This window comes from Bradyrhizobium sp. SPXBL-02, assembly GCF_051853065.1.
Classification (GTDB): Bacteria; Pseudomonadota; Alphaproteobacteria; order Rhizobiales; family Xanthobacteraceae; genus Bradyrhizobium.
Map to the genome: position 1 here is coordinate 6769136 of NZ_CP182474.1, position 23261 is coordinate 6792396.

Here is a 23261-nt window from a genome sequence, read left to right on the forward strand (position 1 = left end):
CGGAGGCGGCGCCTCCCCTTGCGGTACTTCTTGACCGCGGAATTGGCAGATTTTGCGGCGCCGAAGCGTAGCGTTCCGGACTAGTTCCTCGCCGGAGCCGCCGCCGCCGCCCGCGCGGGCCGCGGTGCGCCGGGCTCCGCAACGGGGGCAGCCGGGGCGCGCGAGCGCATGATCGCGGCGTCGATCTCGGCGATGACGCGGCGCTGGATCGCCTCGTTCTTGTCGATCGAGATGTGGCCGACTCCGGTGCCGCGGACATCGACATTGTCGAGCTTGCCGCGAAGGCCGGCCGCGGCCCGCACCGGCTCGCCGGGGCCGTCACCGATATAGATGTTGATGTAGCGCTCCGCGCCGGTCGAGAGCTTGGTCTTGAACACGGAATCGAGGCCGATCGCGAGTTTCACAGGCACGCCGAGCTGGTTGAGCTTGGCAATCATGTCGGGCAGCGCGGTCGCACCGGAGGAATGGCCGACCAGGATGATGGTCTTGAGCCGCCCGGCCTTGTAGGCAGCCGCCGCTTCATCGGCGAGCGAGGACCAAGACACGAAATTGGCGACGGTCACCGGGACGCCCTGCGCCTGGAGGCGGGCACCGATCGTGTCGAGGCCGAGCGAAAAGATGTTGAGCACGCCGCGGAGCAGATAGACATGCGTGGTCGCCGCCGCGGCCTGGCTCGGTGCGGCCTTGGCGGTGGTCGGGCTGATGGCAACAGCTGACAGCATGAGCAGGCCCATCGCCCAGGCACGGAGGGCGGACAGCTGGCTGGCGCCGGCGGTGTGACGGCCGTTCGGTCTCATCGATCTTTTCCCCGGAGACAATACGCTTCGCGATTGGCCGGAATCGTAGCCACGGCGCGCTCGCAGACGCAACAAAGAGCCGCGTGAGCGCCAATCTTAGCAGCAAGCCGTGACCATCGCGCAACACTTGCCGGGAACATGCCACTGAAGCGCCTGTTTTGAGACCATTTTTCTCCGGGGAATTGCGGAGGGACAACAGCGTTCCTATTTCAGGGCTCCGCCGACCTGCCCTCCTGGATGGTGCGGCCCCTTCCCCCACCTTTGCTCCTCAGCCTTGCGGCCATCATGTCTTCCATCATATCCGTCGCCAATCTGTCGAAGACCTATGGGTCCGGCTTCAAGGCGCTCAAGAACGTCAATCTCGACATCACGCGCGGCGAGATTTTTGCGCTGCTCGGCCCCAACGGCGCCGGCAAGACCACGCTGATCTCGATCATCTGCGGCATCGCCAATCCGAGCGAGGGCCGTGTCCTCGTCGGCGGCGAGACATCCAGACCTCCTACCGCAAGGCCCGCTCGCTGATCGGCCTCGTGCCGCAGGAATTGCACACCGACGCCTTCGAGAGCGTGTGGGCGACCGTGAGCTTCTCCCGCGGCCTGTTCGGCAAGCCGAAGAACCCCGACCACATCGAGAAGGTGCTGAAGGCCCTCTCGCTCTGGGACAAGAAGGACAACAAGATCATCACGCTCTCGGGCGGCATGAAGCGCCGCGTGATGATCGCCAAGGCCTTGTCGCACGAGCCGCAGATCCTGTTCCTGGACGAGCCGACCGCCGGCGTCGACGTCGAGCTGCGCAAGGGCATGTGGGAGGTGGTGCGCGGACTTCAGCAGTCCGGCGTCACCATCATCCTCACCACGCATTACATCGAGGAAGCCGAGGAGATGGCCGACCGCATCGGCGTCATCAACAAGGGCGAGATCGTGCTGGTCGAGGACAAGACGACCTTGATGCAGAAGCTCGGCAAGAAGCGGCTGACGCTGCATTTGCAGAACAAGGTGACGTCGTTGCCGGATAGTCTCGCGCATTACGAGCTCGAGCTCTGTGATGAAGGCGCGACGCTGGTCTACGATTACGACACAAAGGGCGAGCGCACCGGCATCACCAGCCTGCTCGGCGACCTCCGCACCGCCGGCATCCGCTTCAACGACCTCGACACGACGCAATCGTCGCTCGAGGACATCTTCGTCGACCTCGTGAGGACGTCATGAACCACCGCGCCATCCGCGCCATCTATCTGTTCGAAATGGCGCGCACCTGGCGAACGCTGCTGCAAAGCATCGTCTCGCCGGTGGTCTCGACCTCGCTCTATTTCGTGGTGTTCGGCGCCGCGATCGGCTCGCGCATCAGCCAGGTCGAGGGCGTCAGCTACGGCACCTTCATCGTCCCGGGCCTGATCATGCTCTCGGTGCTGACGCAGAGCATCGCCAACGCCTCGTTCGGCATCTACTTCCCGAAATTCACCGGCACGATCTACGAGATCCTGTCGGCGCCGATCTCCTATTTCGAGATCGTGCTCGGCTATGTCGGCGCCGCCGCGACCAAGTCGATCATCCTCGGCCTGATCATCCTGGCGACCGCCGGCCTGTTCGTGCCGCTGCACATCCATCATCCGATCTGGATGCTGGCCTTCCTGGTGCTGACGGCGGTGACGTTCAGCCTGTTCGGCTTCATCATCGGCATCTGGGCCGACGGCTTCGAGAAGCTGCAGATGATCCCGATGCTGGTGGTGACGCCGCTGACCTTCCTCGGCGGCAGCTTCTATTCCATCGACATGCTGCCGCCCACCTGGCGCACGGTGGCGTTGCTCAACCCGGTCGTCTACCTGATCTCGGGCTTCCGCTGGAGCTTCTACGAGATCGCCGACGTCAGCGTACTCCTCAGCATCGGCATGACGCTGGCCTTCCTGGTGATCTGCCTGGTCGTGATCTGGTGGATTTTCCGAACTGGATACCGGCTCAAGAACTGACCGCGCGGCGCTCGCGAAAATGTCAGCGCCGCTGGCCGGCGCGGCACAAAGCGGCCTTGCTTACGCCCGGCATCACGTTAACGATGGACAGGCAGGCCGCTGGAACCAACGCAGGGCCGCAGGCATAATGCACGCCGGGGGACGGAGAGCCGCGGCGCGAGCATGAACAGGCCGGAGGCCAGAAGTCAGATGCGTTCGTTTTTAGTTGCTTTTGCATCCCTGATGCTTTTGAGCGTAAGCACCGCGCAGGCCAAGGTCGAGATCACCGTCGACAAGGACAATCAGCAGTTGACCGTCGCCGTCGACGGGGTCGCGCGCTACCGCTGGCCGGTGTCGACCGGCATCCCCTCGCGCGAGACGCCGAATGGCGCCTTCCGCGCCTTCCGGATGGAAGAGGACCACTATTCCAAGGAATTCGACGACGCGCCGATGCCGCACGCGATCTTCTTCACCAAGGTCGGGCACGCCATCCACGGCACGGACTCGGTCGGCCGGCTCGGCTCGCCGGCATCCCATGGCTGCGTGCGCCTGTCGCGCCAGAACGCCTCGACGCTCTATGCGCTGGTGCAGCAGCAGGGCGTGCTCAACACCACGGTGACGCTGACGGGCTCGGCACAGGTGGCGCTGGCGCGCAATCCGCGCGGCCGCAATGCCAATGCGGTGGCCCGCGCCCCGCAGCCTGCTGAAGAGCAATACGCCACCACAGGCGCCCCGGTGAACCTGATGCCGCCGGCGCAGCCCGAACGGCGCTACATGCCGCAGGACGACAACTACATCTACCCGGCCGACGGCAGCGACACCGGCGCGCGCTATCCGGCGCCGCGCCCGATCACCCGCCCCTATGGCACGCAGGCCTATCAACAGCTGCCGCAACCAACATACGACCAGGGCTACGGCCAGCAGGGCTACTATCATCAGCCGCAGGCCCGGCAATATTATCAGCCGCGCAGCTATTATTATCAGAACTGACGCAGCCTGAACGCGACGCCGGGCGCTGCAGCGAATCAAATCGTGCTGACGCGCCGGCGCCGCGGTGGACCGGACAACTCCAGGCCGGCAGGAATCGAGCAACTCACCGACGCAGGAAGGCAACAGTCCCCAACCTTCAACGCAGCGGCGCCCCGGCCAAATTGACAAGCTTGGGGTCGACCGTATTGTCGTTCCCATTGTTTCTGGGAAATGACATGACACGCGAGCAGATTTCGGATTTCTGCGTTACCGCGCTGGCCAATATCCTGCGCATCTCCAGGGATCGGGTCGACACCGGCACCAAATTCAACCGCCTCGGTCTCGATTCGGCGATGCTGGTCTACCTGATGATGGAGCTCGAGGAGAAGCTCGACATCGAACTGTCGACCGACGACTTTTACGACCATCCGACCGTTGAGGCCTTGTCCCGGTTTCTTGCCGACAAGCGCGCGATCCGACCGGCCGCCTGACACGGCCTGAACCGGCGCAATCCGATGGACACTCCCCGCTCGCTCGTGGCGCTCCTGGCCCGGCGCGCGGCGGAGCAGGCCAATGACCGCGCCTATGTCTTCGTCTCTGACCGCGGGACTGAAGAAGCTGCCCTTACCTTCCGCCAGTTGCGCGATTGCGCAAGTGCGCTCGCGGCGCGCCTGACCGCGGTCGCGCGCCCTGGCGACCGCGCCATCCTGGTATTTCCACCCGGTCTCGAATTTCTGGTGGCGTTCTTCGGCTGCCTGATGGCCGGCATCATCGCCGTGCCGATGATGATGCCGCGGCGAAACGGTGCGCGCGATGCCAGCGCCGCAATTCTCGCCAACTGCACGCCAGCGGTGGCGCTGACCAGTTCAGCCCTCTCGCTTCGCGGCGATCTGCAAACGCGCTTCGCACACGAGAACATCCGATGGATCGAGGTCGATCTCGGTCCGGCGACCCTGGCACCGGTCGCGCTGGCGGGTCCGGCGGCGGATGACATCGCCTTCCTGCAATACACCTCCGGCTCGACCTCCGAGCCGAAGGGGGTGATGGTCAGCCACGCCAATCTGCTCGCAAATCTCGAGATGATCCGGATCGCGCTCGGCAACACCAGGCGATCGACCTACGTCAATTGGGTGCCGCTCTACCACGATATGGGGCTGATCCTGAACGCGCTGCAGACGCTCTATGTCGGGGCGACCTGCGTGCTGATGGCGCCGAACGCGTTCATGCAGCGGCCGCTCGGATGGCTGCGCGCGATCTCGCACTATCGCGCGGAAGTGGCGTGCAGCCCCAATTTCGGCTTCGACCTCTGCGTCAGCCGCCACCGCGCCGACCAGATGGACGGCATCGACCTGTCCCCGCTGAGGATCGCCCTGAACGGCGCCGAGCCGGTGCGCGCAGAAACCATCGAGCGGTTCGCCGCGACCTTCGCGCCGCACGGCTTCGATCCGCGCGCGATGTATCCGGCCTACGGCATGGCGGAAGCGACGCTGCTCATTTCAGGGGGAACGCGCGGCGGCGGTCATCTGACGCGTCGCGTCAGTCGCGCGGCGCTTCAGGCGCATAGAGCAGAGACGGCCTCGGAAGCTGACGATGCGCAGATCGTGGTCGGTTGCGGGCGCGCGCTCGAGGGTGAGCGGATCGCCATCGTCGATCCCGGTAAATGCACACGCCTGCCCCCCGACTGCGTCGGAGAGATCTGGGTCAGCGGCGCCAACATCGCCCGCGCCTATTGGCGCAACGATGACGCGACGAACGAGCTGCTCAACGCGGAGATCGCCGGCGAGCACGGCGCATGGCTGCGCACCGGCGATCTCGGCTTCCTCGATGCAAGCGGCGAGCTGTTCGTCAGCGGCCGGATCAAGGACCTCATCATCATCCGCGGCATCAACCATTATCCGCAGGACATCGAGCGCACGGTGCAGTCGCTGGACGAGGGCTTGCGCGCAAACTGCGGCGCAGCATTCTCGGTGCCGGACGCGGGCGGTGAAGAAACGCTCGTCATCGTGCAGGAGGTGGAGCGCACGGCACGTCACAAGATCGACAGTGACGAGATCAAGGACCGGATCCGAGAGGCCATTGCCGACTGTCACGAATTATCCGCGCGCCACATTGCGCTGATCCGGCCCGGTGCCCTGCCGAAAACCACCAGCGGAAAGATCCAGCGCAGGCTGGCGCGCAGGCTCTGGCTCGGTGCGGCCTTCGACGAAATCGGCTGACCTGCTCAGAAATCGATTCTCGCTTTCTCGCCGTCGCGCAGGCTCGCGACAATCCCCTGCTCGATCTTGCGCGCCAGCACCGGGCGGTAGTGGATATAGTCCACGAAACTGGCGCGATCGCGCGTGAGCTCGTTGTCGACGCGATAGCTGACGAAGTTGCTGCGCGGCCGCCCGGCCACGACCTGTGCGAGCGCGGCATCGCAGGCGTTGCGCTCCAGCTCAGCTTGCGTGCCGGGCTTTGCCACGGTGGCAGCGAAGGTCGGCGGCACGATGATGACGACGGGCACGTCGACCGGCAATTTGCGGACGACGTCCTTGAGGGCCGCGATCTCGGGGAACACCGCTCGCGCCTCCGCAGAGTCCACGGGCGCGGGGTCTCTCGGAGCATTGGTCTCCTTGAATTGGCCGGGCGGCCAGATGTCCTCGTAGCTGACAAAGCCGTCACGGTTCATGCGCGGTCGCAGGCCGAGCCCGATGCCGATGCGTTGGAAGACCTGCTCGATCGCCTGCCAGGAAATCAGCCGCACCGCATAGGTGACCACGCTTGCGTCATAGAGCCAGTAGGGGAACGGAACGCCCTCCTCCTTCGGCCGGGCATGCACGCACCAGCCGGGATCCGCGGCGATGACCAGCGCGCCGACCTTCCGGTGTTTGCGCAGGAAGAAATCGAGCACGGCGAGCTGCTCGCGTGGGCTCGCACCGGTCATGTAGAGCTGGACGAAACGGAACCCGCTCGCGCGGGACAATTCCGCCGGCTGGATCAATTGCCCGGTCGAATTGCCGAGGATGACGGAGTCGAAGCTCGCATCGCGTGCGCGGCTCGCTGCCGTGATTTGCGTCAGACGATTGTCGACCCCCTCGATGCCCAGCAGGCCGAGCTTGCCGCTGTCATAGGGATCGACCACGACCATCAGTGCGAGCACCAACAAGGCGGCGCCCGAGAGCGTGCCGAGGCACGCCAGCAGGCTCCGTCCCCAGCCGGGATCGGTCTCAGAACTTGAAGTAGACGAATTCATGCAGATCCCGGCCACCCATGTGGAGCAGCAATGCGAACAATCCGATGCCGAGCAGACCGGCGAGCCACGGTTTGGGACGGCGCGTGAGCATCGCGACGATGTCCTGGCTCGCCGGCAGCAGGAAAGCGAACAGCGGCGCTGCGATCAGCGGCCATAGATGCTTGCCGCGCTCGAGCGGCAGCGGTGAGATCAGTCCCGAAAAGACATGCCAGGCCGCCTCCAACGATCCGGCGCGAAAGATCACGCCGGTCGCCAGCACGAACAAGACGGTGAGCGCCCAGCCGAGCCACGACGGAAACTCCGGCCCATAGCGGCGCCACAGCGCGCAAGCCACCAGCGCGAAGCCATGCAGCACGCCCCACAGCACGAAGGTCCAGCTCGCGCCGTGCCAGAGGCCGCACAGCGCCATCGTGATCATCATCGCGCCGAAGAACTGCACCGGCAAGAAGCGGCGCGGCAACAGGCGCAGATTGACCAGGGGATAGAAGACATAGTCGCGCAGGAACAACATCAGCGTGATGTGCCAGCGCTGCCAGAAGTCCTGGATATTGGTCGAGCGCAACGGCGCATTGAAATTGTAGGGCAGCTGCACGCCGAACAAGAGGCCGAGGCCGATCGCGATGTCCGAATAGCCGGAGAAATCGAACAGGATCTGGAACGAAAAGCAGAAGGCGAGCCAGGCATCGCCGCTCCGCAACGGTCCGCTTGCCGCCTGCGCATAGATTGGATCGAGCAGATGCGCGAGGCCGTCGGCGATGACGACCTTCTCGAACAAGCCGAACGCGATGAAGCACATGGCGATGCAGAATTGCCGCTGCCAGCCCGGCACGTAGACCTGCCGGCCGTACTGATGCATCACCTCAGACCATCGCGCCAGCGGGCCCGCGATCGCCTGCGGAAGGAAGGCGATGTAGAGCGCGTAACGGTCCAGCGCATAGAGCGGCGCCTTGCCGCGCTTCAGATCGACCAGATACATGATGTGGTGAAAAGTGAAGAAGGAGATGCCGAGCGGCAGCCCGATGTCGAGCGCCGGAAACTTCGTATCCAGCACGAGTGCAAGATTGGCGAGCAGGAAATTGGCGTATTTGAACAGCGCCAGAACCGCGAGATCGAGCACCATCACCAGCGTCAGCACCGCCGGCCATTTCACCCGTCCGTAGGCCACCGAAGCGAGCCAGTTGATCGTGATGGAGGCGATCAGGAGCAGGATGAACGATGGGCTGCCCCAGGCATAGAAGGCGAGCGACAGCGCGACCTGCGCGCCGATCCGCAGATGCGGATAAGGGTCTGCCAGGCGGTAGATCAGCAAGGCCGCAGGCAGGAAGACCAGGAGAAAGGGATAGTCGTTGAAGAGCATCGGATCAAAGCTGCGCCATCACCGGCCCTCGCGCCGGCCGGTGATGCTCAGCCCGCCTCCAGATCGGGGGCGGCATCGCCCGGCTGCCGCAGCATGCGCCGAGCGATCTTCTCCTCGCTCGGCACCTTGACTTCCCAGGCGAGCCCGAGCGCTTCCAGCGCGCGGATGAAGATGAAGCCGGGATCGAACTCGAACCAGCGCAGGCCGAAGGCCGCCGAATACGGGAAGGCGTGATGGTTGTTGTGCCAGCCCTCGCCCCAGGCGAGCCAGGCCATCACGCCGAGATTGCGGCTGTTGTCGTCGCGGGTGACGAAGGGCTGTGCGCCGAAGCTGTGCATGACCGAGTTGATGGCAGACATGGTCTGCTCGACCACGAACATCCGCACCACGCCGCCCCAGAGAAAGCCGGTCAGCACACCCCACAGGCTCATCGTCGCCAAGCCGCCGATCAACGCGGGCAGCAGCAGGCCAAGGCCGACCCAGATGTAGTAATGGCTGTTGACCGCAACCAGCCTGCGGTCCGCCATCAGGTCCGGCACGTAGTGGGCGACGTTGGGATAATCATGCGCGATCATCCAGGTCAGGTGCGCGTGCAGGAAGCCGCGCAGGCGGCCGAGCAGACCCTCGCCATGCAGTCGCGGCGAGTGCAGGTCGCCATCATGATCGGACAGCTCGTGATGCCGCCGGTGCATCGCGGCCCAGGACAGCATGGGGCCGCGGCCGGCCATCGAGCCCATGACAATCAGGATCGCGCTCATCGTCGTGGAGGTCGCGAAGGCGCGGTGCGTGAACAGGCGGTGATAGCCGACGGTGAGGCCGAGACCCGTGATCAGCCAGAAGCCGAACAACAGTCCGAGCTCCATCGCGCCGATCGGGCGGACAATCAACAGGCCCAGCGCAACCAGCGTGCCGATGAACGGCAGCACGTCGAAAATGATGAAATGCCGCCGCTGCATCCTTTGGAAGTGCCGGCTGCGGATGATGCGGTGATCGCGTTTCTGTTGCACGGTCGGGCTTCCAGGTCGGCTCATATGACTACATACAAGCCTGGCGGGCGCAACCCAAGCCGCGGCACCCAGGGTTTCAACAGCCGCGAAAGCCCATAGAATAGGCGAGCGACGCAAAATGCGTTCAAATCCGGTCCTTTCCGCTTGCCCCTCGAGGCCCCATGCCGTCACCTGTTGCAACCATTCTGACTGTGATCTCGATTGTGATGGCGGGACAGGCCATGGGATCCGATCTGGCCTTCGACCTCGAGGCGCATCGCGGCGGGCGGGCGCTGTTGCCGGAAAACACCCTGCCCGCCTTCGCCCATTCGCTGACGATGGGCGTGGACACGCTGGAGCTCGACGTCGGCGTCACCGCGGACGGCGAAGTGATCGTCTCGCATGAGCGCGGGCTCAATCCCGATCTCGCACGGCGGCCCGACGGGACCTACATCGCTCCGCCCGGCACCCCTTTCGTCAAGCTGCGGCTCGACGAGGTCAGGACCTATGACGTCGGCCAGATCCGCCCCGAGAGTGCCTACTCACGACAATTCCCCGACCAGCGTGCGCTGCCGGGGACGCGCATTCCCAGCTTGCGCGAGCTGTTCGCGCTGGTGCGCAAGTCCGGCAACACGCGAGTGCGCTTCAACATCGAGACCAAGATCGATCCGAATCATCCGGATGAAACGCTGGATCCGCAGGCCTTCGTCGCGAAGCTGCTCGGGGTAATCGAGACCGAAGGATTCTCCGACCGCGGCATGATCCAGTCGTTCGACTGGCGCACCCTGCTTCTCGTCCAGCAGCAAGCGCCGAAGATCCCGACCGTGTACCTGACGCTCCAGCGCGGCTCGGCCCCGACGGTGGCCCTCGACAAGGCGACGAGCTGGACGGCGGGGTTCAGCCCGGCCGATCACGGCGGCTCGCTGCCGCGGACGATCAAGGCCGCCGGCGGCGCGATCTGGTCGCCCAATTTCGGCGACGTGACCGCGGCGCTGGTTTCCGAGGCCCATGCCCAGGGACTTCGCGTCGTGGTCTGGACAGTGAACAAGCGTGAAGACATGGCGCGGATGATCGAGATCGGCGTCGACGGCATCATCTCGGACAGGCCGGACCTGCTGCGGCAAGTCGCCGGCGAGAAGGGGATCGCGCTGCCGGCGGGGACGCGGGTGGCGCCGTAATCAATCTCGTGTCCCGGACGCGGCGCGGCATGAAATGATGCGACGCAGAGCCCGGACCCAGAATTGTGGGCCCCGGCTCTGCAGCGCACCGCACCGGACGCTGCTTCGCATCGCCGGGGAAGCGCTGCGCTGCGTCCGGGGCACCAGACCATTCGTGGCGCGCCCCCTACTCCCCGTCCTTCCAACGCCGATATAGCGCGCCCAGGATGTTGGAATAATCGTCGGTCCAGACCCGCGCCCTGTCGTCGGCCTCGGTCAGCTCCCATTGCTTGGAGGACGCGAGCCTGCCGACATCGGCCTCCTCGCGCGCGGAGATGACGACGTCGGTGGAGAAGATGTAGTCACCATCGCGGCCTGAATCCTCGTTGAAGACCCAGCTCTTGAGATCGTTGGCGTCCGCAATGCCGACCACGACGGTCTCGAGATCCAGATGCCGGTTGGAGACGTGCATCACCACGGCACCGTGCGGCGCGAGCTTGTCCTTGTAGATCTTCATCGCCTCTTCGGTCGCAAGATGGATCGGGATCGCATCGGACGAATAGGCATCGACGATGATGAGATCATAGGCGCCATCGGGCTCCTTGGCGAAGGTGAGGCGCGCATCGCCGATGACGGGCTTCATGTCCGGCATGCAGCTCGATATGTAGCGGAAATTCCTGGGGTCACGCGCCGCGTCGACCATGGACTGGTCGATCTCGAAAAAGGTCCAGTTCTCCCCTGGCTCGGCGGCGCAGGCGAGCGTGCCGGAGCCGACGCCGATCGCGGCGACCTTCAGCGGCGCGCCCTTGCGCTCGCGGATCGCGCTGACGGCCTGACCGATGCCGCCGTCCTTGTGATAATAGGTGATCGGCTCGGGCTTGCCTGCGACCGGCGTGCCGTCGTTGTTGCGGAAGCGCTCGGCGCCATGAATGGTGGTGCCGTGCATCAGCACGTGGAAATAGCCGCCCGGCGTCACCACGATCTTGTGCACGCCGAAGAAGCTGCGCACGGTCGTGACGCGGCCCTCGTCTGCGGGATAAACGCGGATCAACGCCAGCGCCAGCGCGACGGTGGCAAAGATCTTCCAGCGCCCGGCATTGAGGATCAACGCGAGCAGCGCGGCGAGCACGCCGACGGCGCCGGCGACCCAGACGCGATGATCCTCGAACCAGGTCGAGAGGCCGCCCGTCGTGTATGACGGCACGATGAGCGCCAGTGCGAGCGCGGCGAGCGCCAGCCAGTACCATCTGACGACGCCGGCCAGCCGCTCGTTCGCGGACGGACGGCACAGCGCGGCAAGCGCGATCAGGATCGGATATTCGGCGATCCACGAGAAGGTGAAGGGCGCAACGAGCCCCGCGAACAAGCCACCGACCATGCCGCCGAACGACAGCGCAACATAGAAGCCTGTGAGATATCTGGCGGCAGGCCGCGTCCGCGCCAGCTCGCCGTGGCAGGCCATGGCAATGACGAAGAAGCAGAGTTGATGCCCGCCGAGCGTCAGCAGCAGGTTCTGCTCGCCGCCGAAAGCCAACAGGACGACGACGCCAGCGATCGCGACGGGCTGGAGCATCAGCATCCATTTGTGCGGCAGCAGCGGCCGCGACTGGAACACGACGACCCAGGTCAGCAGGTACAGCGAGAGCGGCAGCACCCACAAAAGCGGCGCCGCCGCCACGTCGGTCGAGATGTGGGCGGTGACGGCGATGAGCAGGCCCGAGGGCACGGCGGCGAGGAAGATCCAGCGCAGCCGCGTCAAGAGGCCTGGCGCGGGTGCATTCACGTCCTCGGCCCGCGCGTCGGCCACGGCCAGCTTCGGCGAACGCAACAACAGCACGCCGCAGGCGCCGATGAGGAGGATCAGCAGGCCATAGCCACCGGTCCAGAACCGGTTTTGCATCTGCAGCGTGAACATCGGCTCCAGCAGGAACGGATAGGACAACAGTGCAAGGAAGCTGCCGATATTGGAGGAGGCGTAGAGGAAATAGGGATCATGGCCGGCCGGATGGCCGGTGCGGACGAACCAGGCCTGCAGCAGCGGATTGTTGGCGGCGAGCGCGAAGAACGGCAGCCCGATCGAGACCGCGAACAGGCCGAGCAGCCAGATCGCGTAGCCCGAAGCCGGCGGCTCGCCATAGGCGGAGGCGATGCCGAGCGGCAGCGTGGCGAAGGCGGCGAGCAGCAGCAGCAGATGCACCGCCACGGGGACGATCCGGTTCCGTGCCTGCATCAACAGATGCGCATAGGCATAACCGGCCAGCAGCAGCGACTGAAAGAATACCATGGCGACCGACCACACCGCCGGCGAGCCGCCGAGCCGCGGCAGCACCATCTTGGTGAACAGCGGCTGCACCGAGAACAGCAGCAGCGCGCTGACGAAGATCGCAGCGGTGTAGACCGTCAGCAGCAGCCGGTTGCGCGACGACGACGGCTGCTCCGTGGCGGCGGGTTGCACGATCGAATCCATGAATGCTCCGGCTCAAACCCGGCGGGCGCCGGACCGCGCGCAATGGAGCACAAGGCGCCTGAACGGGCAATAAAGTGTGGCGTGATGTTGCAGCAAGGAATGCTTGATATAGAGATGTCATTCCGGGGCGCCTCGGAGAGGCGAACCGGGATCTCGAGATTCCGGGTCTGGTCCTTCGGACCATCCCGGAATGACAGTGGAACAACTTGAATCCCTCATGACGGAAACCGACGTCGTCATCATCGGCGCAGGCCATAACGGCCTCACCTGCGCGGCCTATCTCGCGATGGCGGGTCTGCGCGTGCGCGTGGTCGAGCGGCGCAAAGTGGTCGGCGGTGCGGCGGTGACGGAGGAGTTTCACCCCGGCTTTCGCAATTCGGTCGCGGCCTACACCGTGAGCCTGCTCAACCCGCAGGTGATCCGTGATCTCAGGCTCGCCGAGCAAGGCCTGCGCATCGTCGAGCGGCGTGCGCAGAATCTTCTGCCCGCGCCGGATGGCAGCTATCTCCTCACCGGCGAGGGGCGGACGAAAGCTTCGGTGGCGCGGCTCAGCGCGCATGATGCGGAAGCTCTCGACGGCTTCACGCGCGAGCTGGAAGACATCGCCGACGTGCTCAGGCGGTTCGTGCTGCGCGCGCCGCCGAACCTGCTCGACGGCTTCGGCACAAATGCGATCCGCGAGGCCGTGAACGCTTTGCAGAGCGCCAACATTCTGCGCGGCCTGACGCTGGAACAAAGCCGCAGCCTGCTCGATCTGTTCACGCGCTCGGCCGGCGAGATGCTGGACGAACGTTTCGAGCACGATCTGGTCAAGGCGCTGTTCGGCTTCGACGCCATCGTCGGCAACTATGCCAGCCCCTACGCCGCCGGCTCGGCCTATGTGATGCTGCATCACGCGTTCGGCGAGGTGAACGGCAAGAAGGGCGTCTGGGGCCACGCCATCGGCGGCATGGGCGCGATCGCGCAGGCCATGGCACGCGCGGCACGCGACCGTGGCGTCGTGATCGACACGGATGCCGGCGTCCGCGAGGTCATCGTCGAGCGCGACCGCGCCGTCGGCGTCGTGCTGGAGAACGGCTCTGCGATCCGCGCGAAATATGTCGCGGCCAATGTCAATCCAAAGCTGCTCTACACGCGCCTGATCGCGGCCGAGGCTCTTCCGGCGGACTTCCTCGCCCGCATCCGGCACTGGAAGAACGGCTCCGGCACGTTCCGCATGAATGTGGCGCTGGATCGCCTGCCCTCCTTCACGGCGCTATCGGGCGAGGGCGATCACCTCACCTCCGGCATCATCCTGGCGCCGAGTCTCGGCTATATGGATCGCGCCTGGCTCGACGCGCGCGCCCACGGCTGGAGCCGCGAGCCGGTGGTGGAAATGCTGATCCCCTCAACGCTCGACGACACGCTGGCTCCGGCCGGCAAGCATGTCGCGAGCCTGTTCTGCCAGCATGTCGCACCAAGCCTTCCCGATGGCAGGTCCTGGGACGACCATCGCGAAGAGGTCGCCGATCTGATGATCGCGACGGTGGACAAATATGCCCCGGGTTTTGCGGCGAGCGTGCTCGGCCGCCAGATCCTGTCTCCGCTCGATCTCGAGCGGCAATTCGGGCTGCTCGGCGGCGACATCTTCCACGGTGCGCTGACGCTGAACCAGCTGTTCTCGGCGCGGCCGATGCTGGGCCACGCCGATTATCGCGGGCCGCTGAGAGGCCTCTACCATTGCGGCTCCGGCGCCCACCCCGGCGGCGGCGTCACCGGCGCCCCCGGCCATAACGCGGCGCAGGCGATCCTGCGGGATCACCGCTCGCTGTTCGGAAGCCGTGGATAGGCCTGTGGATGGGTTGTGGACAGGCTGTCGAAAGGTCTGTGACCGGCCAGAGGATGTCTGGGCGAGACGGTCGGGAGCGATCCTGGGGAAAGACGGTGGAAAATCGGCGGGTCAATCGCGGGAAAAGTGGTCGACAGGGCCCTGACAAGCACGCGGATAAGCTGTGCAGCCCTTCGAAGACCGCGAGCCCCAAAAGACCTCGCCCACCAGGGGAAACCCCTAGCGGGCGGTGATCAGGAATAGCCTTTGAAGAAAATAGCCCCCGCTTTGAAATGGCGGCGGAAATTACTTCAAGGAGGTGCTAATCGAAGTGAACTTCTCGTTCATGGTGGTGCCCAGCCCGTTCACCACGGTAATGATCGCCAGGGCGATGCCCGCGGCGATCAGGCCGTATTCGATCGCGGTTGCACCGGACTCGTCCGACCAGAACTTTTGAATCATGCGCTTCAAGACTCGCCTCCGTTTCAATTACAAGCTGTGTTGATTCGATTCCACATCCGGGAATGTACGGGGAACCCACTTCAGGCGGGTTAACCTGCGAACCGCAACTTGTCCGGAAACTCACCCGCAAAAGTTCCAAAAATTGAACTCAACGGAACCCTGAATGCAGCCGTCCCCCACCCATCGCGCCAGTTTTTCGATCGGCAGCGAAGCCGACGCCAAGCGCGTCGTCGATGTGCTCACCGAGGTGTTTTTCGACGGCGATGCGGCGGTCGCCGCCTTCGAACGGCCCGACGGACAATGGGACGTGACGCTGCATTTCGCCGATGCGCCGGATCAGGCATGGCTAGCCGAACTCGTTGCAACTTCAGCAGGAAATGAGATTGCGGCGACGCTCGCTTTCGACACGGTCGAAGCCAAGGACTGGGTCAAGGCCAGCCTTGAAGATCTCGTCCCGGTGCCGGCCGGGCGCTTCGTGGTGCACGGCAGCCACGATCGCGATCGTGTGGCGCCGAACAAGCTCGCCATCGAGATCGAGGCGGCGCTCGCCTTCGGCACCGGTCACCATGGCACGACGCGCGGCTGTTTACTTCTGCTTGACCATGTCCTGAAGAGTTCCCGCCCGAGGAACCTGCTCGACCTCGGCACCGGCACAGGCGTGCTGGCGATCGCAGCCGCAAAGGCGCTGCATCGCGCGGTGCTGGCCTCCGACATCGATCCGCCATCGGTGCGGGTGGCGGCTGAGAACGCCACGCTGAACGAAGTTGGCAACCATGTGCGCATGATCCGCGCCACCGGCTTTGCCGCGCCGGATTTTGCGCGTGCGGGGCCGTTCGACCTGGTGCTCGCCAATATCCTTGCCAATCCGTTGCGGCAATTGGCGAGCCCGATGGTGCGGCACCTTGCGCCTGGCGCCCGCGTCATCCTCTCCGGCCTCTTGACGCACCAGGCGCCCGCCGTGATCGCCGCCTACCGCGCGCGCGGCCTCGTGCCGGTGCGACATCTCAGGATCGAGGGATGGAGCAGTCTGTTGTTGCGGAAGCTCTCGTAGGGCGGGCAATGCGACTTGCCCGCCGTAGCTCGAAGAGCGAAGGCGGAAGCGTGCCCACCATTCTTTCTACAATCGCGTCATTTTACAATCGCGGAATGACGGTGGGCACGGCGCTCTGCGCCTTTGCCCACCTTACAAAATCTCGCGCTACTCCGCCGGCTTCTCGTCGCGGCGTGACGCGCGCTGCCCCTGCAAGGCACGCCGCGCGCGGCGCTCTGCGAAACGGTCGATCATCTGGCTGATGAGGCCGCGCGGCTTCTTCGGTGTCGGAGTTGTCGGGGCGCGGCGCGCCGGCGGCGAAATTTTCTCAAAGGTGAACGCTGGCATCGTGTGTCCCCTCGCCGTTGAGATGAACCACCTGCTCGAATTTCCCTGTCATCCGGACGAAGCGCAACTGCCGCATCCTTTACTCCACTCAACTCGAATGGAACTATTCAAGCACAGTCCATGCCAGATGCGCCGCAAATGCGTCTACATTGCGGACTGATCCCCATGATCCTAAAGTGATCCACCATGTTCGAAGCGCACTTCCAGACATTCGAGGAGCCGGAGGCCGGCATCGCGTTGGCGGCACGGCTGGCCGCACTTCGCGAAGAGCTTGCCCGTCGCAAGCTGACCGGCTTCGTCGTGCCACGTGCCGATCAGCAGCAGAATGAATATGTGCCGCCATCGGAAGAGCGGCTTGCCTGGCTGACCGGCTTCACGGGCTCGGCGGGGCTAGCCGTGGTTCTGCCGCATGAGGCAGCACTGTTCGTCGACGGCCGCTACACGCTGCAGGCCGCCAAGCAGGTCGACGCCAAGGCGTGGGTGGTGGAATCGCTGATCGACCCGCCGCCGGAGAGCTGGGTGGCGGCGCATCTGAAAGCCGGCGACCGCCTCGGATTTGATCCGTGGCTGCACACTTTTTCGGCAGCCGAACGACTGTCCGCGGCCTGCGCCAAGGCCGGCGCCGAGCTGGTCGCCGTCGACAGCAATCCGATCGACGCAGTCTGGCAGGACCGGCCGCAGCCGCCGCTTGCCCCCGTCGCGGTGCACAGCCTCCAGCATGCCGGTGTCACTGAAGCGGAGAAGCTGACGCAGATCAGGGCCGAGATCGCCAAGCTCGGCACCGATGCGCTGGTGCTGTCGGACAGCCACGCAGTGGCCTGGACCTTCAACATCCGCGGCGCCGACGTCGCCCATACCCCGCTGCCGCTGTCCTACGCCTTGGTGCCGAAAGACGGCCGTCCCACCATCTTCATCGACCACCGCAAGCTCTCCAACCTCACACGCGACCATCTCGAGCAGTCCGCCGACGTGCGCGAACCGGACGCCATGGCGCCGACACTGATGGCGCTGGCCAAGAGTGGTGGATCGATCGCGCTCGACAACGCCACCGCCGCCGACGCACTCGGCCGGCTGATCACGGGCGCCGGCGGCAAGCCGGTGCGCGGCAGCGATCCGGTTGCACTGCTCAAGGCGGTCAAGAACGCGACCGAGATCAAGGGCACCAAGACGGCTCATTTGCGCGACGCTGTGGCGCTGGCGCGCTTCCTCGCATGGATCGATCGCGAGGCGCCAAGCGGCAAGCTCACCGAGATCGACGCGGTCGAGGCGCTGGAAACCTTCCGCCGCGACACCGGCGCGCTCAAGGACGTCTCGTTTCCCACCATCTCCGGCACCGGCCCGAACGGCGCCATCGTGCATTACCGCGTCACCCGCAAGAGCAACCGGCGGATCGCGCCCGGCGATCTCCTGCTGATCGATTCCGGCGCACAATATGAAGACGGCACCACCGACGTCACGCGCACCATGGCGGTGGGCGAGCCGACGGATGAGATGCGCGACCGCTTCACCCGCGTGCTGCGCGGTCACATCGCGATCGCGCGCGCCGTCTTTCCGGACGGCACCACGGGCGCGCAACTCGACACGCTGGCGCGGCAATATCTCTGGGCCGCCGGGCTCGATTTCGAGCACGGCACCGGCCACGGCGTCGGCAGCTATCTCTCGGTGCACGAAGGACCGGCGCGAATTTCGAAGCTCGGCACCACGCCGCTGAAGCGCGGCATGATCCTGTCCAACGAGCCCGGCTACTACAAGACCGACGGCTTCGGCATCCGTATCGAAAACCTCGAGCTGGTCGTCGCCGCCGAGGTCAAGGGCGCCGAGAAGCCGATGAACGCGTTCGAGACGCTGACCCTGGCGCCGATCGACCGCCGCCTGATCGATGTCGCGATGCTGAGCCGCGACGAGCTCGATTGGCTGAACGCCTATCATGCCCGCGTGAGGGATGACGTGCGGCCGGCGCTGGACGAGGCGACGAAGGCCTGGCTCGATCAGGCCACGGCGGAGCTGAAGGCGTAGTGCGCATAGCGCCACGCGGATTGTGCAAGGCTGTTACGACACGATAGGTGTCATGCCCGCGAAGGCGGGCATCCAGTACGCCGCAGCCCCTCGATCAATCATTACCGTCTCTGGAATACTGGATTCCCCGCCTTCGCGGGGAATGACACCGAACTTTCAGCACGAGCGAAGCGCCCAAACGATCGCCATCGTGCCCTCATCATAACCGTCCCGAAATCCGAATAGCCGCATTCCGAATCGCCGATATCGGTCTTGCGTGGGCACGCTACAGTTGATTCGAATTCGGACGACGGACGACATATGCACGGCATGATCAGCAGGCCGCCGGACGCGGCGACGAAAAACATCGCGACCTCGCGCCTGGTGCTGCTGCTGCTGGTCGTGATGACCGGGGTCGCGCCGATCTCGCTCTACATCCTGGTTCCGGCACTGCCGGTGCTGGCGACGAATTTCGGCAGCGACATCTCGATCGCGCAGATGACGGTGTCGCTCTACATGGTCGGCATCGCGCTGTCGCAGCTGATCATGGGGCCGCTGTCGGACCGGTTCGGGCGGCGGCCGGTGCTGCTGGGAGGGCTGGCGCTGATGGTGGTTGCCAGCATCGGCTGTATTTTTGCCGAGACCCTGCCGCAATTGATCGCCGCACGCTTCTTCCAGGCGCTCGGCGGCGCATCCGGCATGGTGATCAGCCGGGCCATCATCCGCGACATCTACGAGCGCGACCGCGTCGCCTCGATGATCAGCCTCGTGGTCGCGGCGTTGATGATCGGGCAGATGGTCTCGCCGCTCACCGGCGGCCTGATCGAGACCGCGTTCGGCTGGCGCGCGATCTTCTACGCCATCACCATCGCCGCCATCGTCGTTGCCGTCGGTATCGCCTTCGCGCTGCCCGAGACCCGCCGCAGCCGCAGCGCCGGCAGCGGCTTCCGCGGCGATATCGGCACGCTGATCCGGAGCCGCGCCTTCGTCGGCTATGTGATGTGCCAGGTGCTTGCGTCCCAGATTATCTTCACCTTCGCCGGCGGCGGGCCCTACATCGTGGTGACGCAGATGGGCCGCAGCAGCGCCGAATACGGCGCCTGGTTCGCGACGACGGGCTTTGCGTTTCTGGTCGGCAATCTGCTCTGCGTGCGCTTTGCGCCGCGGCACTCGCTGGAAAGGCTGATCTGGTTCGGGCTCGCCCTGCAGCTCTGCGGCAGCTTTTCGAACCTGCTCTGGAGCTTCGCCGGCTGGAACGAGGCGCCCGCCTGGCTGTTCGGCACCCAGATGATCGTGATGGCCGGCAACGCCTTCGTCATGGCGAATTCCGCCGCCGGCGCCATCAGCATCCGTCCCGAAGCAGCCGGCACCGCCTCGGGCGCGATGGGCTTCCTGCAGCAAGGCATTGGCGCGCTGATGTCGCAATTCGGCGCCTATCTCGGCGGCCATTCCGCGACGACGCTGCCGCTGACATCAGCGGTTCTCGCGATCTCCCTGCTCTGCGCCTGCGTGATGATGTTCGTCGTGCCCCGCCGCGAGATGGTGCCGAGCGAAGCGCTGATCGGGCAGGCCGAGGAGGACGAGACGGGGATGATGTGAGGGGCGCCGTGTAGAGTGCCTCTGCGGAAGGATTCTGGATTGCTTCCGCCTTCGCCGAGGCTTCGGCGGACAAGTCGCTGCGCTCGCAGTGACGACGCGGAGAGAGCCGTGTGAAAAATGAGAGGCGGGGCTGGGCCCCGCCTCTCTCAAACTCATATCTGCGCTTTGGCTTACGCCTGGCTCGCGATCGCCTTGCCGAGCGCGGCCTGCGCCGCTGCAAGCCGCGCGATCGGCACGCGGTAGGGCGAGCAGGAGACGTAGTCGAGACCGATATGGTGGCAGAAGGCGACGGAGGCGGGATCGCCGCCGTGCTCGCCGCAGATGCCGACCTTGAGCGAGGCGCGGGTCTTGCGGCCGCGGGCGACACCGATCTTGACCAGCTCGCCGACGCCTTCCTGATCCAGCGAGATGAAGGGATCGACCGAGAGGATGCCCTTCGCGACGTACGGACCGAGGAAGCTCGCCGCGTCGTCGCGGCTGATGCCGTAGGTCGTCTGCGTCAGGTCGTTGGTGCCGAACGAGAAGAACTCGGCCGACTGCGCGATCTCGCCCGCGAGCAGGCAGGCGCGCGGCAGCTCGATCATGGTGCCGACCTGATAGACCAGCTTGGTGTTGGTCTCGCGCATCACGGCCTGTGCAGTGGCATCGATCCGCGCCTTGACCAGATCGAGCTCGGTCTTGGTCGCGATCAGCGGTACCATCACCTCCAAGCCGACCGCCTTGCCGGTGCGCTTCTGCGCCTCGACCGCCGCCTCGAAGATCGCGCGGGCCTGCATCTCGGCGATCTCGGGATAGGCGATCGCGATGCGGCAGCCGCGGAAGCCGAGCATCGGGTTGAACTCCGAGAGCTCGCGGGCACGGTCGGCGAGGCGCCGCGGGTCGGTGTTCATGGCGCGCGCCACTTCCTCGACCTCGGCATGGGTGTGCGGCAGGAACTCGTGCAGCGGCGGGTCGAGCAGACGGATCGTGACGGGCAGGCCCTTCATGATCTCGAACAGCTCGACGAAGTCGGCGCGCTGCATCGGCAGCAGTTTTGCGAGCGCGGCGCGGCGCGACTGCTCGTCCTCGGAGAGGATCATCTCGCGTACCGTGCGGATGCGCGTCTCCTCGAAGAACATGTGCTCGGTGCGGCAGAGGCCGATGCCTTCGGCGCCGAACTTGATCGCGGTGCGCGCGTCGTCGGGCGTGTCGCCGTTGACGCGGACGCCGATCTTGCGGACCTGGTCGGCCCAGTTCATCAGCGTGCCGAACTCGCCGGAGAGCTCCGGCTCGATCATCGGCATGCGGCCGGCGAGCACCTGGCCGAGCGAGCCGTCGATGGTGATGACGTCGCCGGTCTTGAAGGTGCGCGAGCCGATGCTCATGGTGCCGCGGCCATAATCGACGCGGATGGTGCCGCAGCCGGAGACGCAGGGCTTGCCCATGCCGCGCGCGACCACCGCCGCGTGCGAGGTCATGCCGCCGCGGGTGGTCAAAATGCCTTCGGCGGCGTGCATGCCGTGGATGTCTTCCGGGCTGGTCTCGATGCGGACCAGGATCACCTTGCGTCCGTCACCCTGGAGCTTGGCCGCCTCGTCCGAGGAGAACACGATCTCGCCGGAGGCCGCGCCCGGCGAAGCCGGCAGGCCGGTAGCGATCACGTCGCGCTTGGCGTTGGGATCGATGGTCGGATGCAGCAGCTGATCGAGCGAGGCCGGATCGATCCGCGTCACCGCTTCCTTCTTCGAGATCAGGCCCTCATTGGCGAGCTCGACCGCGATGCGCAGCGCCGCCTTGGCGGTGCGCTTGCCGCCGCGGGTCTGGAGCATCCAGAGCTTGCCCTGCTCGACCGTGAACTCCATGTCCTGCATGTCGCGGTAGTGCTTCTCGAGCAGCGTGTAGATCCGCGTCAGCTCCTTGAACGCTTCCGGCATCGCCGCTTCCATCGACGCCTTGTCGGAGCCGGACTCCTTGCGCGCCTCCTCGGTGATGTCCTGCGGTGTGCGGATGCCCGCCACCACGTCCTCGCCCTGCGCGTTGATCAGGAACTCGCCGTAGAGCTTGCTCTCGCCGGTCGAGGGGTTGCGGGTGAAGGCAACGCCGGTGGCCGAGGTTTCGCCCATGTTGCCGAACACCATGGCCTGCACGTTGACCGCGGTGCCCCAGGATTCCGGAATGTCGTGCAGCTTGCGGTAGGTCACCGCGCGCGCGTTCATCCAGGATGAGAACACCGCGCCGATCGCGCCCCAGAGCTGGTCGTGCGGATCCTGTGGGAATTCCTTGCCGGTCTCGCGTGCGACCGCATCCTTGTACTTGCCGACCAGCTCGACCCAGTCCTCGGCGGAGAGATCGGTGTCGAGCGTGTAACCCTGGCTGTCCTTGAAGGTGTCGAGGATTTCCTCGAAGTGATGATGCTCGAAGCCGAGCACCACGTCGGAATACATCGTGATGAAGCGGCGATAGCTGTCATAGGCGAAGCGGCGGTCGCCCGACAGCTCGGCCAGCGCTTCCACGGTCTGGTCGTTGAGGCCGAGATTGAGCACGGTGTCCATCATGCCCGGCATCGAGGCGCGCGCGCCGGAGCGCACCGAGACGAGCAGCGGGTTCTTGGTGTCGCCGAACACCTTGCCGGTCAACTTGCCGACATACTCCAGCGCCTTCTCAACCTGCGGCTTCAGCTCCTTCGGGTAGGTCTTGTCGTGATCGTAGAAATAGGTGCAGACCGAGGTCGGGATGGTGAAGCCGGGAGGCACCGGCAGGCCGAGATTGGCCATCTCGGCGAGGTTGGCGCCCTTGCCGCCGAGCAGGTCGCGCATCTCCGAGCGGCCCTCGGCCTTGCCGTCACCAAACGTGAACACCCATTTGCCGGCCTTGGCCGCTGCCGGCGCCGCCTTGGGAGGCGCAGCCTTCTTCGGCGCGGGCTTCGCGGCGACCTTCGGCGGAGCGGCCTTGGTGACCGCCTTCACCGCAGGCTTTGCGGTGGGCTTGGCAGCGGCTTTGGCGACCGGCTTCGGCGCGCTCTTGGCCAGCGCCTTGCGGGCTGGCGGCGCTGCCTTCGCGGCGGCGGAGGGCTTTGATTTCGCTGGGATTTTCTTGGGCTTCGAGGCGGCTTTGGCCATAGCTTGCACACA

General features: G+C 65.4%; 17 protein-coding genes and 1 pseudogene. 10 read left to right on the forward strand and 8 right to left on the reverse strand.

What is annotated here, in order from left to right; all coding sequences use genetic code 11:
* Nucleotides 1-80 precede the first annotated feature (80 nt).
* Nucleotides 81-797, reverse strand: a complete 717-nt coding sequence (locus ACNJYD_RS31495) for a hypothetical protein (protein WP_212259112.1) — start codon at nt 795-797, stop codon at nt 81-83.
* Nucleotides 798-1082: 285 nt separating this feature from the next.
* Here ACNJYD_RS31495 and ACNJYD_RS31500 point away from each other — a divergent pair.
* The 5 genes and pseudogenes from ACNJYD_RS31500 to ACNJYD_RS31520 all read left to right on the forward strand — a co-directional run bounded on the left by ACNJYD_RS31500 (nt 1083) and on the right by ACNJYD_RS31520 (nt 5927).
* A pseudogene (locus ACNJYD_RS31500) lies at nt 1083-2005 on the forward strand (ABC transporter ATP-binding protein).
* The gene (locus ACNJYD_RS31505; protein ID WP_212259110.1) at nt 2002-2763 is read left to right on the forward strand and encodes an ABC transporter permease; all 762 of its coding nucleotides are present in this window, start codon (nt 2002-2004) and stop codon (nt 2761-2763) included. Before ACNJYD_RS31500 ends, ACNJYD_RS31505 begins: the two are co-directional and overlap by 4 nt.
* A gap of 162 nt (nt 2764-2925) precedes the next feature.
* Nucleotides 2926-3732, forward strand: coding sequence for a L,D-transpeptidase (locus ACNJYD_RS31510; RefSeq protein ID WP_212259109.1), 807 nt, complete (start codon nt 2926-2928; stop codon nt 3730-3732).
* 215 nt (nt 3733-3947) lie between these two features.
* Nucleotides 3948-4202 carry an acyl carrier protein gene (locus tag ACNJYD_RS31515; RefSeq protein WP_172787491.1) on the forward strand — a complete coding sequence of 85 codons (255 nt, stop codon included), beginning with the start codon at nt 3948-3950 and terminating at the stop codon, nt 4200-4202.
* A 24-nt stretch (nt 4203-4226) separates the two neighbouring features.
* Nucleotides 4227-5927: a fatty acyl-AMP ligase gene (locus ACNJYD_RS31520; protein ID WP_439364310.1), complete on the forward strand. Its 1701-nt coding sequence runs from the start codon at nt 4227-4229 to the stop codon at nt 5925-5927.
* 5 nt (nt 5928-5932) lie between these two features.
* On the opposite strand, the gene ACNJYD_RS31525 is transcribed toward ACNJYD_RS31520, so the two are convergent.
* The 3 genes from ACNJYD_RS31525 to ACNJYD_RS31535 are packed head-to-tail and all read right to left on the reverse strand — an operon-like array spanning nt 5933 to nt 9307.
* The gene (locus tag ACNJYD_RS31525; protein ID WP_439364311.1) at nt 5933-6943 is read right to left on the reverse strand and encodes a hypothetical protein; all 1011 of its coding nucleotides are present in this window, start codon (nt 6941-6943) and stop codon (nt 5933-5935) included.
* Nucleotides 6918-8300 carry an MBOAT family O-acyltransferase gene (locus tag ACNJYD_RS31530; RefSeq protein WP_439364312.1) on the reverse strand — a complete coding sequence of 461 codons (1383 nt, stop codon included), beginning with the start codon at nt 8298-8300 and terminating at the stop codon, nt 6918-6920. The genes ACNJYD_RS31525 and ACNJYD_RS31530 overlap by 26 nt, the downstream gene beginning before the upstream one ends.
* A 47-nt stretch (nt 8301-8347) precedes the next feature.
* Entirely contained in the window at nt 8348-9307 is a 960-nt protein-coding gene (locus tag ACNJYD_RS31535) for an acyl-CoA desaturase (RefSeq protein ID WP_439364313.1), read from the reverse strand.
* 221 nt (nt 9308-9528) lie between these two features.
* On the opposite strand from ACNJYD_RS31535, the gene ACNJYD_RS31540 reads away from it, so the two are divergent.
* Nucleotides 9529-10464, forward strand: coding sequence for a glycerophosphodiester phosphodiesterase (locus ACNJYD_RS31540; protein ID WP_439364314.1), 936 nt, complete (start codon nt 9529-9531; stop codon nt 10462-10464).
* A 166-nt stretch (nt 10465-10630) separates the two neighbouring features.
* Here the strand turns inward: ACNJYD_RS31540 and ACNJYD_RS31545 are convergent, their stop codons facing one another.
* On the reverse strand, nt 10631-12910 hold the full coding sequence (locus ACNJYD_RS31545) for a spermidine synthase (RefSeq protein ID WP_439364315.1): 2280 nt from the start codon (nt 12908-12910) through the stop codon (nt 10631-10633).
* 217 nt (nt 12911-13127) lie between these two features.
* Here ACNJYD_RS31545 and ACNJYD_RS31550 point away from each other — a divergent pair, with 217 nt between their 5' ends.
* Nucleotides 13128-14738, forward strand: coding sequence for a phytoene desaturase family protein (locus ACNJYD_RS31550; protein WP_439364316.1), 1611 nt, complete (start codon nt 13128-13130; stop codon nt 14736-14738).
* 285 nt (nt 14739-15023) lie between these two features.
* On the opposite strand, the gene ACNJYD_RS31555 is transcribed toward ACNJYD_RS31550, so the two are convergent.
* Nucleotides 15024-15179 (reverse strand): Flp family type IVb pilin, encoded by a 156-nt coding sequence (locus ACNJYD_RS31555; protein WP_085968950.1) that lies wholly within the window; start codon nt 15177-15179, stop codon nt 15024-15026.
* A gap of 163 nt (nt 15180-15342) precedes the next feature.
* Here ACNJYD_RS31555 and ACNJYD_RS31560 point away from each other — a divergent pair, with 163 nt between their 5' ends.
* Nucleotides 15343-16230, forward strand: coding sequence for a 50S ribosomal protein L11 methyltransferase (locus ACNJYD_RS31560; RefSeq protein WP_439364317.1), 888 nt, complete (start codon nt 15343-15345; stop codon nt 16228-16230).
* Between the two features lie 147 nt (nt 16231-16377).
* On the opposite strand, the gene ACNJYD_RS31565 is transcribed toward ACNJYD_RS31560, so the two are convergent.
* Nucleotides 16378-16557: a hypothetical protein gene (locus ACNJYD_RS31565; protein ID WP_172787499.1), complete on the reverse strand. Its 180-nt coding sequence runs from the start codon at nt 16555-16557 to the stop codon at nt 16378-16380.
* Nucleotides 16558-16743: 186 nt separating this feature from the next.
* Here ACNJYD_RS31565 and ACNJYD_RS31570 point away from each other — a divergent pair, with 186 nt between their 5' ends.
* Together ACNJYD_RS31570 and ACNJYD_RS31575 are read left to right on the forward strand one after the other, a co-directional pair.
* Nucleotides 16744-18573 carry an aminopeptidase P family protein gene (locus tag ACNJYD_RS31570; RefSeq protein WP_439364318.1) on the forward strand — a complete coding sequence of 610 codons (1830 nt, stop codon included), beginning with the start codon at nt 16744-16746 and terminating at the stop codon, nt 18571-18573.
* Between the two features lie 300 nt (nt 18574-18873).
* Complete coding sequence (locus tag ACNJYD_RS31575; RefSeq protein WP_439364319.1) at nt 18874-20151, forward strand: multidrug effflux MFS transporter; 1278 nt, start codon at nt 18874-18876, stop codon at nt 20149-20151.
* 170 nt (nt 20152-20321) lie between these two features.
* On the opposite strand, the gene ppdK is transcribed toward ACNJYD_RS31575, so the two are convergent.
* Nucleotides 20322-23249, reverse strand: coding sequence for a pyruvate, phosphate dikinase (gene ppdK / locus ACNJYD_RS31580; protein WP_439364320.1), 2928 nt, complete (start codon nt 23247-23249; stop codon nt 20322-20324).
* Between the last annotated feature and the right edge of the window lie 12 nt (nt 23250-23261).

Excerpts from the sequence above, each read along its gene's own strand:
- ACNJYD_RS31495 (WP_212259112.1), bottom strand. The coding sequence starts at position 797 with ATGAGACCGAACGGCCGTCACACCGCCGGCGCCAGCCAGCTGTCCGCC.
- ACNJYD_RS31505 (WP_212259110.1), top strand. The coding sequence starts at position 2,002 with ATGAACCACCGCGCCATCCGCGCCATCTATCTGTTCGAAATGGCGCGC.
- ACNJYD_RS31510 (WP_212259109.1), top strand. The coding sequence starts at position 2,926 with ATGAACAGGCCGGAGGCCAGAAGTCAGATGCGTTCGTTTTTAGTTGCT.
- ACNJYD_RS31515 (WP_172787491.1), top strand. The coding sequence starts at position 3,948 with ATGACACGCGAGCAGATTTCGGATTTCTGCGTTACCGCGCTGGCCAAT.
- ACNJYD_RS31520 (WP_439364310.1), top strand. The coding sequence starts at position 4,227 with ATGGACACTCCCCGCTCGCTCGTGGCGCTCCTGGCCCGGCGCGCGGCG.
- ACNJYD_RS31525 (WP_439364311.1), bottom strand. The coding sequence starts at position 6,943 with ATGAATTCGTCTACTTCAAGTTCTGAGACCGATCCCGGCTGGGGACGG.
- ACNJYD_RS31530 (WP_439364312.1), bottom strand. The coding sequence starts at position 8,300 with ATGCTCTTCAACGACTATCCCTTTCTCCTGGTCTTCCTGCCTGCGGCC.
- ACNJYD_RS31540 (WP_439364314.1), top strand. The coding sequence starts at position 9,529 with ATGGGATCCGATCTGGCCTTCGACCTCGAGGCGCATCGCGGCGGGCGG.
- ACNJYD_RS31545 (WP_439364315.1), bottom strand. The coding sequence starts at position 12,910 with ATGGATTCGATCGTGCAACCCGCCGCCACGGAGCAGCCGTCGTCGTCG.
- ACNJYD_RS31550 (WP_439364316.1), top strand. The coding sequence starts at position 13,128 with ATGACGGAAACCGACGTCGTCATCATCGGCGCAGGCCATAACGGCCTC.
- ACNJYD_RS31555 (WP_085968950.1), bottom strand. The coding sequence starts at position 15,179 with ATGATTCAAAAGTTCTGGTCGGACGAGTCCGGTGCAACCGCGATCGAA.
- ACNJYD_RS31560 (WP_439364317.1), top strand. The coding sequence starts at position 15,343 with ATGCAGCCGTCCCCCACCCATCGCGCCAGTTTTTCGATCGGCAGCGAA.
- ACNJYD_RS31565 (WP_172787499.1), bottom strand. The coding sequence starts at position 16,557 with ATGCCAGCGTTCACCTTTGAGAAAATTTCGCCGCCGGCGCGCCGCGCC.
- ACNJYD_RS31570 (WP_439364318.1), top strand. The coding sequence starts at position 16,744 with ATGTTCGAAGCGCACTTCCAGACATTCGAGGAGCCGGAGGCCGGCATC.
- ACNJYD_RS31575 (WP_439364319.1), top strand. The coding sequence starts at position 18,874 with ATGCACGGCATGATCAGCAGGCCGCCGGACGCGGCGACGAAAAACATC.
- ppdK (WP_439364320.1), bottom strand. The coding sequence starts at position 23,249 with ATGGCCAAAGCCGCCTCGAAGCCCAAGAAAATCCCAGCGAAATCAAAG.